The 17,278-nt window shown below is 71.5% G+C and carries 12 protein-coding genes; 7 read left to right on the top strand and 5 right to left on the bottom strand.

Annotation, left to right across the window (positions count from 1 at the left end; all coding sequences use genetic code 11):
* Positions 1-23 precede the first annotated feature (23 nt).
* Together ADL34_RS33295 and ADL34_RS33290 are read right to left on the bottom strand one after the other, a co-directional pair.
* A complete protein-coding gene (locus ADL34_RS33295) occupies positions 24-950 on the bottom strand; it encodes an oxidoreductase (protein ID WP_062669317.1) in 927 nt (308 codons plus the stop codon).
* A gap of 66 nt (positions 951-1,016) precedes the next feature.
* Positions 1,017-1,466 (bottom strand): excalibur calcium-binding domain-containing protein, encoded by a 450-nt coding sequence (locus ADL34_RS33290; protein WP_062669319.1) that lies wholly within the window; start codon positions 1,464-1,466, stop codon positions 1,017-1,019.
* A gap of 561 nt (positions 1,467-2,027) precedes the next feature.
* Between ADL34_RS33290 and ADL34_RS33285 the strand changes: the two genes are divergently transcribed.
* The 3 genes from ADL34_RS33285 (at position 2,028) to ADL34_RS33275 (ending at position 4,397) form a co-directional block, all read left to right on the top strand.
* Complete coding sequence (locus ADL34_RS33285) at positions 2,028-2,855, top strand: alpha/beta fold hydrolase (protein ID WP_062669321.1); 828 nt, start codon at positions 2,028-2,030, stop codon at positions 2,853-2,855.
* Between the two features lie 53 nt (positions 2,856-2,908).
* Positions 2,909-3,352, top strand: coding sequence for a VOC family protein (locus ADL34_RS33280; RefSeq protein WP_062669323.1), 444 nt, complete (start codon positions 2,909-2,911; stop codon positions 3,350-3,352).
* A gap of 262 nt (positions 3,353-3,614) precedes the next feature.
* The gene (locus ADL34_RS33275) at positions 3,615-4,397 is read left to right on the top strand and encodes a ZIP family metal transporter (protein WP_062669472.1); all 783 of its coding nucleotides are present in this window, start codon (positions 3,615-3,617) and stop codon (positions 4,395-4,397) included.
* Positions 4,398-4,552: 155 nt separating this feature from the next.
* Here ADL34_RS33275 and ppdK read toward each other — a convergent pair whose 3' ends face one another.
* Positions 4,553-7,273: a pyruvate, phosphate dikinase gene (gene ppdK, locus ADL34_RS33270; RefSeq protein WP_062669325.1), complete on the bottom strand. Its 2,721-nt coding sequence runs from the start codon at positions 7,271-7,273 to the stop codon at positions 4,553-4,555.
* Between the two features lie 405 nt (positions 7,274-7,678).
* Positions 7,679-8,875: an ROK family transcriptional regulator gene (locus ADL34_RS33265; RefSeq protein ID WP_062669327.1), complete on the bottom strand. Its 1,197-nt coding sequence runs from the start codon at positions 8,873-8,875 to the stop codon at positions 7,679-7,681.
* 121 nt (positions 8,876-8,996) lie between these two features.
* On the opposite strand from ADL34_RS33265, the gene ADL34_RS33260 reads away from it, so the two are divergent.
* The 3 genes from ADL34_RS33260 (at position 8,997) to ADL34_RS33250 (ending at position 14,357) form a co-directional block, all read left to right on the top strand.
* Positions 8,997-10,451 carry an MGH1-like glycoside hydrolase domain-containing protein gene (locus ADL34_RS33260; protein WP_062669329.1) on the top strand — a complete coding sequence of 485 codons (1,455 nt, stop codon included), beginning with the start codon at positions 8,997-8,999 and terminating at the stop codon, positions 10,449-10,451.
* Positions 10,448-12,388, top strand: coding sequence for a glycogen debranching N-terminal domain-containing protein (locus tag ADL34_RS33255; protein WP_062669331.1), 1,941 nt, complete (start codon positions 10,448-10,450; stop codon positions 12,386-12,388). Before ADL34_RS33260 ends, ADL34_RS33255 begins: the two co-directional genes overlap by 4 nt.
* Positions 12,389-12,554: 166 nt before the next feature.
* Complete coding sequence (locus ADL34_RS33250; protein ID WP_420714265.1) at positions 12,555-14,357, top strand: CDP-alcohol phosphatidyltransferase; 1,803 nt, start codon at positions 12,555-12,557, stop codon at positions 14,355-14,357.
* A 92-nt stretch (positions 14,358-14,449) separates the two neighbouring features.
* Here ADL34_RS33250 and dusB read toward each other — a convergent pair whose 3' ends face one another.
* A complete protein-coding gene (gene dusB, locus ADL34_RS33245) occupies positions 14,450-15,592 on the bottom strand; it encodes a tRNA dihydrouridine synthase DusB (protein ID WP_062669334.1) in 1,143 nt (380 codons plus the stop codon).
* An 89-nt stretch (positions 15,593-15,681) separates the two neighbouring features.
* Between dusB and ADL34_RS33240 the strand changes: the two genes are divergently transcribed.
* On the top strand, positions 15,682-17,127 hold the full coding sequence (locus ADL34_RS33240) for an MFS transporter (protein WP_062669337.1): 1,446 nt from the start codon (positions 15,682-15,684) through the stop codon (positions 17,125-17,127).
* Positions 17,128-17,278: the final 151 nt, after the last annotated feature.

Below are 17,278 nucleotides of genomic sequence, written 5' to 3'. Positions count from 1 at the left end.
CTTCAGAACCTCGCGGCGGGCCGTCAGGGCCGCAGGGCCTCGGGGTCGACCCCGGTCAGCCGGGCCGAGTGCTCCCACAGCAGGGCGCTCGCCCGGTCGTCCGTCGTCCAGGGGGCACGCCGCGCGGGGGCGGGGGCCCCGCGCCAGTCGAGGAACGCCGGCCCCGTGAAGGAGTCGGGGCGTACGCCGGGGGCGGTGGCCGCGTACAGGACCGGCAGCGCGCCCGCCGTCGCCGGCTGGGCGAACAGGCGGTTGCCGAGGTGCGCGAGCCGTTCGCCGGTCCGGTCGCCCGCCATGCGCGGCCCGGCGGCCTGGAGCCCGGTGTCCGCGTACCCGGGGTGGGCCGCGGCGGCCACCACGTCCGCGCCGCGCGCCGCCAGTCTGCGCGCCAGCTCGTGGGTGAAGAGCAGGTTGGCCGACTTGGACCGGGCGTAGGCGGTCCACCGCCGGTACCGGCGCTCGCTGTTGAGGTCGCGGATGTCGACGTTGCCCATCAGGTGCGCCGAGCTGGAGACGGTCACCACGCGGGCGCCCGGCGTCGCGAGCAGGACGGGCAGCAGCAGCCCGGTGAGCGCGAAGTGCCCCAGGTGGTTGACGCCGAACTGCGTCTCGAACCCGTCGGCCGTCGTCCCGTACGGCAGGGCCATCACCCCGGCGTTGTTCACCAGCAGGTCGAGCCGGCCGTACGGGAACGTGTCCGCGAACGCCCGCACCGATCCGAGGTCGGCCAGGTCCAGGCGCAGCACCTCGACCCGCGCTCCGGGGACCTCCGTCACCAGCCGGTCCCCCGCCGCCGCGCCCCGGGCCTCGCTGCGGCAGGCGAGCACAACCCGCGCCCCGTGGGCCGCCAGCTCCCGTGCCGTGGCGAGGCCGATGCCTCCGTTGCCGCCGGTGACGACGGCGGTCCGTCCGTCGAGGGCGGGGATGTCACGGGTGCTCCAGCGGGACATCCGGGGCTCCTTCCGCGCGGTACCGGTCATACCAGCCTACGAACGACCGGACCGGCCCGCCGCACGTCAGCGGTTCGTACGCCGCCGCTGCACCGCCAGCATCACCGTGCCCCCGGCGAGGACGGCGACCAGGCCGCCCGCCGCGATGTACGGGGTGCTGTCGGAGCCGCCGGTCTCGGCGAGGTCGGTGCCGTCCCGGCCACCGTCGTCCGCGGCGGCACCGACCCCGGACTGTGTGTCGTCGGACGCTGTGTCGTCGGACTTCTTGTCATCGGGCTTCTTGTCATCGGCCGGGACGAAGCCGGCGGGCGGGCTGTCGCAGCCGAGGCCGTCGCCGTCCCGGTCCAGGTGGGACCCGTAGTGCCGGTCGCCGCGGGGGATGTCCGAGTACCCGCTCGCGTACGCCTCGGAGCAGTTCGTGAAGGGGTGGTTCCCGTCGTGGGCGACGGCGGTGGCGGGCAGCGCGGCCAGTGCCAGCGCGGCGACGAGGGCGCCGGGGGTGCGGAACGGGTTCACGGCGGGTCCTTCCCTGGTGACTCGGACGGCGCGCGTGACAGAGGTGGTCCGAGCGGTGTGCGGGGTTCACGTGGTGCGAACGCATCCGAGGGGTGGTTCAAGAGGTGACGAACCTAGCCAGGGGCCGTGGCGGCGGCGGGGCGATATGGGAGACCCGTGACCCTAACGTGACGTGACCGGGCGGTAGCTCTCCGCATGGATCACGCCGTCCACGGACAGCGTCGCCGGGTCCCAGGCAGAACCACTCCGCGTCGGGGCGTGGGGCACCCCGGCCGGGTCGCGGCGGGTGGGGGGCCTGCCGGAGGAGACGGTAGCCTCCCGGCCTCGCGACTCGCTTGTGCCGATGAAAATCCCGCCGGTCAGGCCATTCGGCGCTCAACGTTCCGTCTGGCACGGGCAGTTGACGAACGGGAAGCGGCTCCGCGAGTCACCTGTTGTTCTCGACGCGCTGAAGCGGAACCTCGGAGCTAGGGTGAAACTCGCAGCATGTAACCACTCTCGTCACAGCCCTGGACGGCGTGACGCAGCGGGTACAAGCCAGCTTCGAGAGGAAAGCAGATCATGCCTTTCGCCACCACCAGTGACGGCACGCAAATCTTTTACAAGGACTGGGGTGCTGGACAGCCCGTGGTCTTCTCCCACGGCTGGCCGCTGACCGCGGACGCCTGGGATCCGCAGATGAAGCTCATGGCGGACAACGGCTACCGGGCCATCGCACACGACAGGCGCGGGGGCGGACGTTCCGGGCAGACCTGGGACGGGAACAACCTCGACACCTATGCCGATGACCTGGCCGCAGTCATCGAAGCCGAAGACCTGCAGAACGTGATCCTGGTCGGTCACTCCACCGGGGGCGGCGAAGTCACCCGATACATCGGCCGTCATGGTACGAGCCGGGTCGCGAAGCTGGTCCTCCTGGGGGCGATTCCGCCTCTCATGCTCAAGACGGAAGCGAACCCCGAGGGTCTGCCGATCGAGGTGTTCGACGAGATCCGCGAAGGCGTGGCGACGGACCGGTCCCAGTTCTACAAGGACCTGAGTGCCCCGTTCTACGGCGCCAACCGCGAAGGGTCCACCGTCTCCCAGGGCACGCGCGACGAGTTCTGGCTCTGGAGCATGACCGTCGGGATCAAGGGCGCCTACGACTGTGTCAAGGCGTTCTCCGAGACGGACACCACCGAGGACCTCAAGAAGGTCGACGTGCCCACCTTGATCGTGCACGGTGACGACGACCAGATCGTTCCGATCGTCTCCGCGGGCGCCAAGTCCTCGAAGATCGTCAAGGACGTGGTGTACAAGGTCTACGAGGGCGCTCCGCACGGTCTCGCCATGGTGCCCAAGTACGCCGAGACCTTCAACAAGGACCTCCTCGAATTCGCCCGCGGTTGAAGACGCCCGCGGCCCCGCCGCCGTGGGCCGACGCTGCGCTTTGAGGGATCCGTATGAGTGCCGCCGATCAACCCCCCTTCGCCTACAGCCTGCACAACGTCACGACCTCCGTGAGCGACCTCGACGCCTCCATCGCCTGGTGGCGCCGGGTGTTCGGCCTCACCCTCCTGGCGAAGTCCCGCTTCGAGGCCATCGGAGCCGACGTCGCGTTCCTGGAGGGTCCGGGTTTCCGGCTCGAGCTGCTCCAGCCTGCCGACGGCGTCCGCGTCCCCGAACTGACGGCGGATCCTCCCGACCACGTCCGTGCGATCGGCAACAAGGCCCTTGTGTTCCGTGTCGAGGACCTGGCGAGCGTGACGCAGACGTTCCGCGAGTTGGGCGTGACGACAGTCTGGGAGCAGATGGATCTCGGAGACGGCAGCATCTCCACCGCGATCCGGGACTCCGAAGGAAACCTCATCAATGTGTTCCAGGAAGGCGCGAGCCCCATCGGCTAGGGGGTGTCTTGTCGATCAGGCCGGGTCGGCTCCCGGTGTCTGGTGCCGTGCATCGCAAGGCGGAGGAGGGAGTCGATGCGGCGCATGAGGGAGTCGATGCGGCGCATCGGCGACCGACGACAACGCGGCGAGGCGCGGTGCCAGGCGCCGGGAGCCCGGCCTGATCGGCAAGACACCCCCTAGGGGCCGGGGGAAAGGCCCCTTGTGCGGGAACGGCGAACGACCCGTGACACTCGGCCTCCGTCTGTGATGGGAGATCATGATGGCCGCTCCCATACTGATAGCAGCCGGTGCCACTGCCACCACCCTGCTCGGGGGCTGGGTCGCACAACATGTGGGTGACCGACGACATCTCGTGCTCGGCCTCACGGCGGGCCTGATGCTGGGGATAGTCGGGTTCGACCTGCTGCCCGAAGCGCTGGATACGAACGAGACGGAGACGTTCGGGGTCCCTGTCCCGTTGCTTCTTTTCATCGCCGGTTTCCTCGTACTGCACATAACGGAACGCTGTGTGGCCATCCACCGCGCGCATGAGAAGGAGTACGCGCCTCACTCGCACCCGTTCTCACCGCCTCATCACCACGGTCACGCATCGTCGGACAGACCGGTCCACGGACTGGGAATCGTCGCCGCGGGCGCGTTGGTGGGACACAGCTTTCTTGACGGATTCGCGATCGGAGCGGCGACTCAGGCGGGCGGGACCACGGGCACTGTGGTCGCCATCGCCGTGATCTCCCACGACTTCGCGGACGGGTTCAACACCTTCACCATCACCCAGCTGTACGGCAATGACCGACGGAAAGGTCTCGCACTTGTCGCGGCTGATGCCGCGGCTCCGCTCGCAGGCGCGTCGGTGACGTTGGCCTTCACGATCTCCGAAAAAATCCTGAGCATATTCCTGGGCTTCTTCGCCGGTTTCCTTCTCTACCTGGCGACTTCGGACATTCTGCCCGAGGCGCACAGTCCGCATCCGACCCGGGCGACCCTCTTGTTCACGATTGCGGGAGTGGCGTTCATGTGGCTGGTCATCGGACTGGCCAGCTGATCTCGAGTCAGCCGGCGACGCGCCCCACAGTCGCCGCAGTTGACGCACAAAGGGCGGCACCCCCGCACAGGGTGCCGCCCTTCTTCGTGCTCCGGAGTCGCCGCCCATCGGTACTGAGGGTCGGGGACGGACGGCGACTCCGGGTTCGGGGTGGGTCAGCGGTGGTCGCTGCCCTCCGACTGGGTCGCCGCGCGGCCGGCCTCCAGGCGGGCCACCGGGATGCGGAACGGGGAGCAGGAGACGTAGTCCAGTCCCACCTCGTGGAAGAAGTGGACCGACTCCGGGTCACCGCCGTGCTCGCCGCAGACGCCGAGCTTCAGGTCGGGGCGCGTGGCGCGGCCGGCCTTCGCGGCGGCGGCGACCAGGGAGCCGACGCCGTCCTTGTCGATCGTCTCGAACGGGCTGACGCCGAAGATGCCCTTCTCCAGGTACGCCGTGAAGAAGGAGGCCTCCACGTCGTCGCGGCTGAAGCCCCACACCGTCTGGGTGAGGTCGTTCGTGCCGAAGGAGAAGAACTCCGCCGCCTCCGCGATCTGACCGGCGGTCAGCGCGGCGCGCGGCAGCTCGATCATCGTGCCGATCGACAGCTTCAGCTTCGTGCCGGTCGCGGCCTCGACCTCCGCGATCACCGCGTCGGCCTCCTCACGCACGATCTCCAGCTCCTGGACGGTGCCGACGAGCGGGATCATGATCTCGGCGCGCGGGTCGCCCTTGGCGTTCTTGCGCTCGGCGGCCGCCTCCGCGATGGCCCGGACCTGCATGGTGAACAGGCCGGGGATGACCAGGCCGAGGCGTACGCCGCGCAGGCCCAGCATCGGGTTCTGCTCGTGCAGGCGGTGCACGGCCTGGAGGAGGCGCAGTTCGTTCTCGTGGGGCTCCTGGCGGGACTCCGCCAGCGCCACGCGGACCGACAGCTCGGTGATGTCCGGCAGGAACTCGTGGAGCGGCGGGTCGAGGAGGCGGACCGTCACCGGGAGGCCGTCCATCGCCGAGAACAGCTCGACGAAGTCCTTCTTCTGCAGCGGCAGCAGCTCCGCGAGGGCGGCCTCGCGGTCCTCCTGCGTGTCCGCCAGGATCAGGCGCTCGACCAGCTCGCGACGGTCGCCGAGGAACATGTGCTCGGTGCGGCACAGGCCGATGCCCTGGGCGCCGAACCGGCGGGCGCGCAGCGCGTCCTCGGCGTTGTCGGCGTTGGCGCGCACCCGCAGGCTGCGCTTGCGGTCGGCGAACGCCATGATCCGGTGCACGGCCTCGACGAGCTCGTCGGCGTCGCTGGCACCGGCGTGCATCCGGCCCTCGAAGTACTCCACGACCGGGGACGGGACGACCGGGACCTCGCCCAGGTAGACCTTGCCGGAGGAGCCGTCGATGGAGATGACGTCGCCCTCCTCGACCACGTGGCCGCCCGGCACCGTCATCCGGCGGCGCTTGGTGTCGACCTCCAGCTCCTCCGCGCCGCAGACACAGGTCTTGCCCATGCCGCGCGCCACGACGGCCGCGTGGGAGGTCTTGCCGCCGCGCGAGGTGAGGATGCCCTCGGCCGCGATCATGCCGTCGAGGTCGTCGGGGTTGGTCTCACGGCGGACCAGGATGACCTTCTCGCCCGAACGCGACCACTTGACGGCCGTGTACGAGTCGAAGACCGCCTTGCCGACCGCCGCGCCCGGCGACGCCGCGATGCCGCGGCCGACCTGCTGGACCTTGGCCTGCTCGTCGAACTTGGGGAACATCAGCTGCGCGAGCTGGGCGCCGTTCACCCGCTGCAGAGCCTCCGTCTCGTCGATCAGGCCCTGGTCGACAAGCTGCGTGGCGATGCGGAAGGCGGCGCCCGCGGTGCGCTTGCCGACGCGGGTCTGGAGCATCCACAGCTGACCGCGCTCGATCGTGAACTCGATGTCGCAGAGGTCCTTGTAGTGGTTCTCCAGCGTCTCCATGATCTGCATCAGCTGGTCGTACGACTTCTTGTCGATCGTCTCCAGCTCGGCGAGCGGCACGGTGTTGCGGATGCCCGCGACGACGTCCTCGCCCTGCGCGTTCTGGAGGTAGTCGCCGTACACGCCCTGGTGGCCGGAGGCGGGGTCGCGGGTGAAGGCGACGCCGGTGCCGGAGTCGGGGCCGAGGTTGCCGAAGACCATCGAGCAGACGTTCACGGCGGTGCCGAGGTCGTGCGGGATGCGCTCCTGGCGGCGGTAGAGCTTCGCGCGGTCGCCGTTCCACGAGTCGAAGACCGCCTTGATGGCGAGGTCCATCTGCTCGCGCGGGTCCTGCGGGAAGTCCCGGCCGGCCTCCTTCTTGACGATCTTCTTGAAGGCGGTGACCAGCTTCTTGAGGTCGGCGGCCTCCAGGTCGGTGTCGACCGTGACCTTCTTGGCCTCCTTGGCCTTCTCCAGCGCCTCCTCGAAGAGGTCGCCGTCGACGCCGAGGACGGTCTTGCCGAACATCTGGATGAGGCGGCGGTAGGAGTCCCACGCGAAGCGGTCGTCGCCGGCCTGCTTGGCGAGGCCCTGCACCGACTTGTCGGAGAGACCGATGTTGAGGACGGTGTCCATCATGCCGGGCATCGAGAACTTGGCGCCGGAGCGGACCGAGACGAGCAGCGGGTCGTCGGCCTGGCCGAGCTTCTTGCCCATCTTCTGCTCGAGGGCGTCGAGGTGCGCACTCACCTCGTCACGCAGTGCCGCCGGCTCCTCGCCGCTGTCGAGGTAGACCTTGCAGGCTTCGGTGGTGATGGTGAAGCCGGGAGGTACGGGAAGTCCCAGGTTGGTCATCTCGGCGAGGTTGGCGCCCTTGCCACCCAGGAGGTCCTTGAGGTCCTTGTTTCCCTCGGTGAAGTCGTAAACGAACTTCGTTACGTGAGGATCTTTGTTTTCCGACACGGCTCGACTCCCTCGAGGACGTGGTGGCTGCCCTGACGGCGAGGAACATACCCAGATCGAAGGCGCCTGGGTACGTCCACTGACGCGTCATGCGCCTGTAACCACCCGTCCGCCAGTGGATCGAAAGTCAAAGCTTGGCAAGCCGGGACGGGCGTATGTTTTCACTTCTTGAACGCAGGACCGCCCAGAAGCGGACTTCATTGCTCAGATGAGCGAGCTTGCCGCACGTCTGAGTTCGATCGATGAACGATCAAGGGGTGGCACCCAGTGCCACCCCTTGGAGAAGTGCAGCCGCTCAAGATCCGCTCATCTGAGCGTCACCCTTATCAGGGGTGGCGAGAATCACGCTGTCACACCGCCGCGGATTTCACCATGCGGACGTGTCGCGGAGTGGAAACGCGGCCGTCACACCCCCAGCGCCACCAGCCGCTCCTCCACCCGCTCCGGCGCGTACAGATGCTCCACGACCAGCGCCCCGGCGCCCACCAGCCCCGCCCGCTCCCCCAGCCGCGAGGTCATCACGTGCAGATGAGCGGTGGAGCGCGGCAGGGCCCGCTGGTACAGCAGCTCCCGCACCCCCGTGAGGAACGCCGTTCCGGCCAGATCTCCGGCGATCATCAGCACCCCGGGGTTCAGCAGCGTCACCACCGTCGCCAGGACGTCCCCGACCTGCCGCCCGGCCTCCCGGGCCAGCGCGGACGCCGCCGGGTGCCCGGCCGCGAGCAGGTCCCGCACGTCCGAGCCGGAGGCGGCCGGCACCCCGTCCTCGGCTAGCCGCCGGGCCACGGCACCCCCGCTCGCGACGGCGGCGAGACAGCCGTACGAACCGCACCGGCACCGCGCCTCCGCGCCGACCCGGATGTGCCCGATGTCGCCGGCGCCGCCGTCGACGCCCCGGAAGAGCGAGCCGTCCACGACGACCCCGGCGCCGATTCCGGTCGAGACCTTGACGAGCACGAACGCCGAGCAGTCCGGGAAGCCGGTGCGCTGTTCGCCGTACGCCATGAGGTTGGCGTCGTTGTCGACCAGGACCGGGACCGGCGGAGCGCCCGTGGCCTCGGTGAAGGCCCTGGCCAGCCGCTCTCTCGTGTCGTAGCCGTCCCAGCCCGGCATGATCGGCGGTTGGACGACGCGTCCGGACGCGGTGTCGACGGGGCCGGGGACCGCGAGCCCGATGCCGCAGACCTCCTCGGCGCGGTGCCCGGCCTTCTCCAGCAGTTCGCCGAACCAGCGGCCGAGGTCGCCCAGCACCACGTCCGGCCCGTCCTCGACGGCCAGGGTGCCGCTGTGCTCGGCGAGGATCTCTCCGGTCAGCGACAGGACGGCGGCGCGCGCGTGCCGGGTCTCCAGGTCGGCGGCGAGGACGACGGCGTGGGAGTCGTCGAACTCCAGGGTGATGGAGGGGCGCCCGCCGAGCGGCGAGTCCACCGGCCCTCCGGCGCCCTCGCGCAGCCAGCCCGCCCGGAACAGCCGGTCGAGGCGCTGTCCGACGGTGGCCCGGGACAGCCCGGTCGCCTGCTGGAGCGCACCGCGTGTGACGGCCCGTCCGCTCCGCACCAGCTGGAGCAGCTCGCCGGCGCTGACCTGACCCCGTGCGCTCATGCACACCCCCTTGTGCTTCTCAAGTTTGCACCACATATTGAGTTTTGCGTGTTAAATGGACGTAACTCTACGGTGGCCCTGACCGAACCCGGTCGGCCGGACGTCTTTCGGGGAGTCCCGAGTGGATCGCACCGCCCAACTCACGGCGCTTCGCGCGGCAGCTGACATCGCATACGATCCACCCCCGGACGCGGACGCGCCGCACATCAGGGCGGCCCGCGTGCTGGCGGACAACTGGACCGGCGCCTCCACCGTGCCCGCCCGCAGCCTGTATCCCCACCAGTGGTCCTGGGACTCGGCGTTCATCGCGATCGGCCTGCGGCACGTCTCGCCGTTACGGGCGCAGACCGAGCTGGAGACGCTGCTCGACGCCCAGTGGGGCGACGGGCGGATCCCGCACATCGTGTTCAACCCCTCCGTACCGCTCGACGCGTACTTCCCGAGCCCCGACTTCTGGCGCTCCTCCACCGCGGGGCGCGCGGCGGGCTCCCCGCGCACGGTACAGACCTCCGGCATCGTGCAACCACCGGTGCACGCCCTGGCGGCCTGGCTGGTGCACCGCGCCGACCCCGGGCTGTCCCGCGCGCGCGGCTTCCTCACCCGGGTGTATCCCCGGCTCGCCGGCTGGCACCGCTATCTGCTGCACCGCCGCGACCTGGGCGGCGGCGGTCTGGCGTCGGTCGTGCACCCGTGGGAGCAGGGCATGGACAACAGCCCGGCCTGGGACGCCCCGCTCTCCCGGATCACCCCGGCCCCGGCCCGTACGTTCCGGCGTGCCGACCTCGACCACGGCGCCCCGGAGGACCGTCCGACGGACCTGGACTACGGACGGTACGTGCGGCTGGCCGCCGGCTACCGGGACGGCGGATACGCCGACGGCGGCGGGGAGTTCGCCGTCGAGGACCCGGCGTTCAACGCCCTGCTGATCGCCTCCGAGCAGGCGCTCGCCCGGATCGCGCGGGAGCTCGGGGCGACCGGCACGGCCCGGTGGGCGCGCGCCGAGCGGCTCACGGCGGCGCTGATCGAGCGGACCTGGGACCCGGCGCGCGGGATGTTCCTCTGCCGCGACGTGCGCGGCGGCGGCCTGATCCCCGAGCGCTGTGTGTCCGGGCTGATCCCGCTGCTGCTGCCGACGCTGCCCCGGGACATCGCCGCCCGGCTGGTGCGCACGGCCCACGGGCCCCACTTCGGCCTCGGCACCACGACCCGCCTCGCCCCGTCCTACGACCTGCTCGGCGAGGCCTTCGACCCGCACCGCTACTGGCGCGGCCCGGCCTGGTTCAACACCAGCTGGCTGCTGGAGCGGGGCCTGCGCGTCCACGGCGAGCACGAGCGGGCCGGCGCCCTGCGCACGGCCCTGCTGGACCTCGCCGCCGCCTCGGACTTCGCCGAGTACGTCGACCCGTACACCGGCGCCGCCTGCGGGGCCACCGGCTTCGGCTGGACCGCCGCGCTCACCCTCGACCTGCTCCACGACGAGGCCGACGGGGCCGGCGGTGCCGGCACGTCCGCCGCCGTCGGGGAGCTCGAGGACGTCAGGGAATTCAGGGGAGTCAAGGGAGGGGACCGGCGATGACGGACCGGCATCATCTGCTCGTGTACGGAGGGACGTTCGCGGCCGTCGGCGACGGCGGGGACATCAGCGGGGTGCGAGGCATGGGGTCCCCGGACGGGCTGTTCGTCCGTGACGCCCGGCACCTCAGCCGCTGGCAGCTCACCGTCGACGGGGCGGTGCCCGAGGTGCTGACCCCGGTCGCCGAGGGGGACACCACGCGCTGTGTCCTCGTTCCGCGCGGCGGGCGCTCCGAGCCGCCCGCGTACACGCTCTTCCGTGAACAGGCCGTGGGGGACGGGTCGTTCGTGGAGTGCCTGCGGGTGACCAGCAACCGGCCCGTCCCGACCACGATCCGTCTCGCGGTCACCGCCGACGCCGACTTCGCCGACCAGTTCGAACTGCGCTCCGACCACCGCACGTACGTGAAGTCGGGAGCCACGCGTTCCCGTCACGTCCTCGACCACGGCGTGGAGTTCGGCTACCGGCGCGGCACCTGGCGGTCGACGACGACCGTGACGGCCGAGCCGGAACCGGACGCCGTCGAGGAGACCGGGACCGGGGCCCGCCGTCTGGTCTGGTCCCTGGACCTGGAGCCGCACGGCACGACCGAGCTGACCCTGCGCGTGATGGCCCGCCCGCACGGCGACACGCGGGCCTTACGCGTGCCCCGCTCCCCCGGCGCGCTCGCCGAACAACTGCTGGCGCAGGAGGGCGAGTTCGCGGAGGGCGTGGCCTTCCCCACCGGCTGGCCCGAGCTGGCCGCCGCCTGCGCCCGGGGGCTGGCGGACCTGGCCGCGCTCCAGGTCCCGGCGACCGGTCTCGACGGGGAGGACCTGCGGGTGCCGGCGGCCGGTGCCCCATGGTTCCTGACGCTGCTGGGCCGGGACGCGCTGCTCACCTCGCTGTTCGCGCTGCCGTACCACCCGCGCCCCGCCGCCGCCGTGCTGTCCGCCCTGGCCGCGACGCAGGCGACGACGACCGACGCCGAGTCCGTCGCCCAGCCCGGCAAGATCGTGCACGAGGTGCGGCACGGCGAGCTGGCGCACTTCGGGCAGGTCCCGTACGCCCGTTACTACGGCTCGGTCGACGCCACGCCTCTCTTCCTGGTCGTCCTCGGCTCGTACGTGGAGCGGACCGGGGACGCCGCTCTGGCCCGGCGGCTGGAGCCGCACGCCCGCGCGGCCGTCGGCTGGATGCTGGACCACGGCGGGCTGACCTCGCGCGGCTACCTGGTGTACCGCGCCGACCGGGGCGGCCTCGCCAACCAGAACTGGAAGGACTCCCCCGGCGCCATCTGCTCCGCCGACGGCACCCGGCCCGGCGGCCCGGTGATGGCCGCGGGCGCCCAGGGCTACGCGTACGACGCCCTGCGCCGCACGGCGGTGCTCGCGCGCACGGCGTGGGCCGACGAGACGTACGCCGCGCTGCTGGAACAGGCGGCCGGTGATCTGCGCGACCGTTTCCAGCGGGACTTCTGGATGCGGGAGCACGACTTCCCCGCGCTGGCCCTGGACGGCGACGGCAACCGGCTCGACGCGCTGGCGTCCGACGCGGGGCATCTGCTGTGGTCGGGGCTGCTGGACAAGGAGTACGGGGAGGCGGTGGGGCGGCGGCTCCTGGAGCCGGACTTCTTCTCCGGCTGGGGCGTGCGCACCCTGGCCTCGGGCCAGGCCGCCTACCATCCGCTCTCCTACCACCGGGGTTCGGTCTGGCCGCACGACAACGCGCTGATCGCCCTTGGCCTGGCCCGCTACGGGCTGCACGACGAGGCGCGCACGGTCGCGCACGGGCTCGTCGACGCGGCGACGGCGAGCGGGCACCGGCTGCCGGAGGTCATCGCCGGGTACGGCCGCGACACACATCCGGCGGGCCCGGTGCCGTACCCGCACGCGTGTGTCCGCGAATCCCGGTCGGCGGCGGCCCCGTTGGCGCTCCTGACCGCGGTCGGGGGTGCCTGACACCGGGGAGCCGCCGGAGTTGGCCGAGTGTTTGCGCGCTGTTTGCCGGGTTCCGGCCCAGCCGCCTGAACGCCCCCGGTCACCCGCCCGTACGGACTGACGGCGGACCCGGGCCCCCACGCCGGGTCCGCCACCCCACCGGGTTTCGTACGGGAAGGACCTCCGGGTGCCTGTCTTCACACGCCTCAGCCGACGCCGCCCCGACGACGACTCCGGCGGAGCGGCGGCCTCGGCGGACGGCGGGAGCTCGGACGGGGCCGTGGGGGCGGCCGAGGAGGGCCCGCTCCCCTCCGGGTCCCGTCTCGCCCGCCTCCGCGCCTGGCGCATCCGGTATCCCACGGCCGCCCGGGTCCTGAGCCTGTCGGTCACGGCGCTCGCCGCGCTCCTCGTGCTCGGTGCGCTGCTCCTGCCGAACACGTTCCCCGGGCTGCGGCCGGACCGGTTCACCCGGATCCCGGCGGAGGCGATCCTCGGCGTCGCCGTGATGGTCGTGCTGCCCCGGCGGCCACGGCTGGTGGCGGCGGTGCTGTACGGGGTGGGGCTCGCCGTGGTGACCCTGCTGAACCTGCTCGACATGGGGTTCAACGAGTACCTGGGCCGCGGCTTCAACGCGGCGCTGGACTGGAGCCTGCTGCCCGACGCCAAGTCGTACGTCGCCGACACGCTGGGCGGTGCCGTGGCGACCGGCGCCGCGGTCGGTCTCGCCGTGCTGGCGCTGCTGCTGATCGCCGTGATGGCGGCGGCGACGGTCCGGCTGGCGGAGGTGCTGGCCCGGCACCGGGTCCGGGCCGGCCGGGGCGCGCTCGCCGCCGGGGTGGTCTGGGTCGTCTGCGCCGCGCTCGGGCTGCGGATGGCGGGGCTGCCGGTGGCCTCCGACCGCGCGGCCGGCGTCCTCAAGGCGCACGCGGTGCGGACGGTGGAGTCGCTGCGGGACGAGGCCGCGTTCGCCGAGACCGCCAAGGCGGACACGTTCGGGAACACCCCGCCCGATCAGTTGCTGCGTGATCTGCGGGGCAAGGACGTGATCTTCACGTTCATCGAGAGCTACGGCCGCAGCGCGCTGGAGGACCCGGTCATGGCGCCCGGCGTGGGCCGTACCCTCGACGCGAGCACGGAGGAGCTGGCGGCGGCCGGCTATCACGCGCGCAGCGGCTGGCTGACGTCGGCGACGTACGGCGGCGGCAGCTGGCTGGGGCACTCCACGACCATGTCGGGGCTGTGGATCGACAATCAGCGGCGCTACCGCACCGTCACCGCGGGCGACCACCTCACGCTGACCCGCGCCTTCCAGAAGACCGGCGCCTGGGACACGGTCGGGGTGATGCCGGGGGTGCAGAAGGGCTGGCCGGAGTCGGAGTGGTACGGCCTGGACCGGGTGTACGACGCCCATCAGCTCGGGTACCGGGGGCCGAAGTTCAGCTGGTCGACGATGCCGGACCAGTACGCCCTGGAGGCGTTCCAGCGGCAGGTGCACGGCCGCCCGCACGACCGGCCGCTGATGTCGTTCGTCATCCTGACGTCCAGCCATCAGCCGTGGGCGCCGATCCCGGAGATGGTCGACTGGGACGACGTCGGCGACGGCTCGGTGTTCGGGCCGATCGAGAAGGCGGGGCGCAGGCCGTCGGACATCCTCACCGACTCCGGCGAGTCCCGGAAGGAGTACGGCCGGTCGATCCAGTACTCGGTCACCAGCCTCACGCAGTGGCTGGAGCGCTACGGGACGAAGGACACCGTGCTCGTCTTCCTCGGCGACCATCAGCCGATCGCCCGGGTCAGCGGCGAGCGGGCGAGCCGTGACGTCCCGATCTCCGTGGTGGCGAAGGACCCGAAGGTGCTGGACAGGATCGCCGGCTGGCACTGGTCGGAGGGCCTGAAGCCCGCGAAGGACGCCCCGGTGTGGCGGATGGACGCCTTCCGGGACCGGTTCCTGACAGCGTTCGGCTCGACCCCGCACCGGTCGAAGGGCTGACCCGGGGGGCCCTTCCCGAGGGCTGACCCGGGGGGCCGACCCGAGGGGCTGACCGAGGCGGATGGCCCGCAGGGCCGGCCCGAGGGGGCCGGTCAGCCGCCAGAGGTGTCCAGCTCGGCGTCCTCGCCGACGCCCGCGCAGTCGTAGGGGTCCTTCAGCCAGCCGTCGGGCAGGACGACCCGGTTGTTGCCGGAGGTACGGCCGCGGGGGCCGTCGGCGCCGGTGGGCCAGGGCTGGTCGAGGTCCAGCTCGTCCAGCCTCGCGCGCAGCTCCGCGAGGGAGGACGTGATGGCGAGCCGCTTGCGCATCTCGGAGCCGACGGCGAAGCCCTTGAGGTACCAGGCGACATGCTTGCGGAAGTCGATGACGCCGCGAGCCTCGTCACCGATCCACTCGCCGAGCAGGGTGGCGTGCCGGACCATGACGTCGGCGACCTCGCGCAGCGACGGGCGGGCGATGTCGTCGGTGCGCCCCTCGAAGGCGGCGACCAGGTCGGCGAAGAGCCACGGCCGGCCCAGGCAGCCGCGCCCCACCACGACTCCGTCGCAGCCGGTCTCGCGCACCATGCGCACGGCGTCCTCGGCGGACCAGATGTCGCCGTTGCCGAGGACGGGGATCTCCGGGACGTGCTCCTTCAGCCGGGCGATGGCGTCCCAGTCGGCGGTGCCGCCGTAGTGCTGGGCGGCGGTGCGGCCGTGCAGGGCGATGGCGGTGACGCCCTCCTCGACGGCGATCCGGCCGGCGTCGAGGTAGGTCATGTGGTCGTCGTCGATGCCCTTGCGCATCTTCATCGTGACCGGCAGGTCGCCGGCGCCGCTGACGGCCTCGCGCAGGATGGCGCGCAGCAGGTTCCGCTTGTACGGGAGTGCGGAGCCGCCGCCCTTGCGGGTCACCTTGGGGACCGGACAGCCGAAGTTCAGGTCGATGTGGTCGGCGAGGTCCTCTTCCGCGATCATGCGGACGGCCTTGCCGACGGTCGCCGGGTCGACGCCGTACAGCTGGATGGAGCGGGGCCGCTCGGTCGCGTCGAAGTGGATGAGCTGCATGGTCTTCTCGTTGCGCTCGACCAGGGCCCGGGTGGTGATCATCTCGCTGACGAACAGCCCCTTGCCGCCGGAGAACTCCCTGCACAGGGTGCGGAAGGGCGCGTTGGTGATCCCGGCCATGGGGGCGAGGACGACGGGCGGCCGGACGGTGTGCGGGCCGATCTGCACGGGCGGGACGATCGTGGGCATCCACCCATTGTCGCGTACGGCGAAGGGTGCCGAAGGATGCCCCTGTCATTAGTTAGACGCACTATTGAAGTCGGCGTACGCTGAGCCGCATGCCCGAGCTGTCCCACCGCCGACGTCTGCTGGTCCTCGCGATCTGCTGCATGAGCCTGCTGATCGTGAGCCTCGACAACACCGTGCTCAACGTCGCCCTGCCCGCGCTCCAGCGCGATCTGCACGCGAGCACGTCGGGCCTGCAGTGGACGATCGACGCCTACACCCTCGTCCTCGCCTCCCTGCTGATGCTGGCGGGCTCGACGGCGGACCGCATCGGCCGCAAGCGGGTCTTCATGGCGGGCCTCGTCGTCTTCACGATCGGCTCGGCCCTCTGTTCCCTCGCCCCGGACCTGAACGCGCTGATCGCCTTCCGCATGGTCCAGGCCGTCGGCGGGTCGATGCTCAACCCGGTCGCCATGTCGATCATCACCAACACCTTCACGGACCCGCGCGAACGGGCGCGGGCGATCGGGGTGTGGGGCGCGGTGGTCGGCATCTCCATGGCGGCGGGACCGCTGATCGGCGGCCTGCTCGTGGAGACGGTGGGCTGGCGGTCGATCTTCTGGGTCAACCTGCCGGTGGGGCTCGCGGCGCTCCTGCTGACGCTGCGCTTCGTCCCCGAGTCCCGGGCCGCGAAGCCGCGCCGTCCCGACCCGCTCGGGCAGGTGCTGGTCATGGTGCTCTTCGGCACGCTGACCTACGCGATCATCGAGGCACCGACCGCCCCGATGGCCGAGGTGGTGACGTTCGGCGCCATGGCCCTGGCGGCCCTGCTGACCCTCCTGGTCCACGAACCCCGCCGCGCCGAACCCTTGATCGACCTGCGGTTCTTCCGCTCGGCGCCGTTCAGCGGGGCGACGGTGATAGCGGTCAGCGCGTTCGCGGCGCTCGGCGGGTTCCTGTTCCTGTCGACGCTGTACCTGCAGAACGTGCGCGGCCTGGACGCCCTGCACGCGGGCCTGTGGATGCTCCCGATGGCCGCGCTGTGCTTCGTGTGCGCCCCGCTCGCGGGCCGCGTGGTCGGCAACCGGGGACCCCGCCTTCCCCTCCTGATAGCGGGCGTGTCGATGACGGTCTCGGGGGTGCTGTTCGCCGCGTTCGAGGCGGAGACGTCCGACGTGACCCTCGTCCTCGGCTACGTCCTGTTCGGCCTCGGCTTCGGCTTCGTGAACGCCCCGATCACCAACACGGCGGTCTCCGGCATGCCCCGCGCCCAGGCGGGCGTCGCCGCCGCCGTCGCCTCCACCAGCCGCCAGCTCGGCCAGGCCCTCGGCGTCGCCGTGGTCGGCGCGGTCCTCGCCTCCGGCGTCGGCACGGCCACCTACCGCACCGCCTTCGTCACCGCGGCCCGCCCCGCCTGGTGGATCGTCGCCGCCTGCGGCCTCCTCGTCCTCCTGGTCGGCCTCCTCACCACCGGCCCCTGGGCCCGCAGAACAGCCGCCCGCACGGCGAAGTCCCTGGAGGCCCCGGAGGTACGGGAGGCTTCCCGGGCGGGGGCGTAGCCGTAGGGGGGATCGCCCCGGTTGAAGCATCAATGACCGGGTGTGCAGGGGCTGTTACTGTTCCGCGCTGCCGATGATCACGAAGTCATCGCACGACCCAGGGCCCGGCCTGACCAGTCGGGGCCCTTTGGCCTTCGGGGGACACGATCAA

Origin of the sequence: Streptomyces sp. NRRL WC-3605 (assembly GCF_001509795.1) — a bacterium.
Classification (GTDB): Bacteria; Actinomycetota; Actinomycetes; order Streptomycetales; family Streptomycetaceae; genus Streptomyces; species Streptomyces viridochromogenes.
This window is presented reverse-complemented; position numbering and strand designations above follow the sequence as displayed.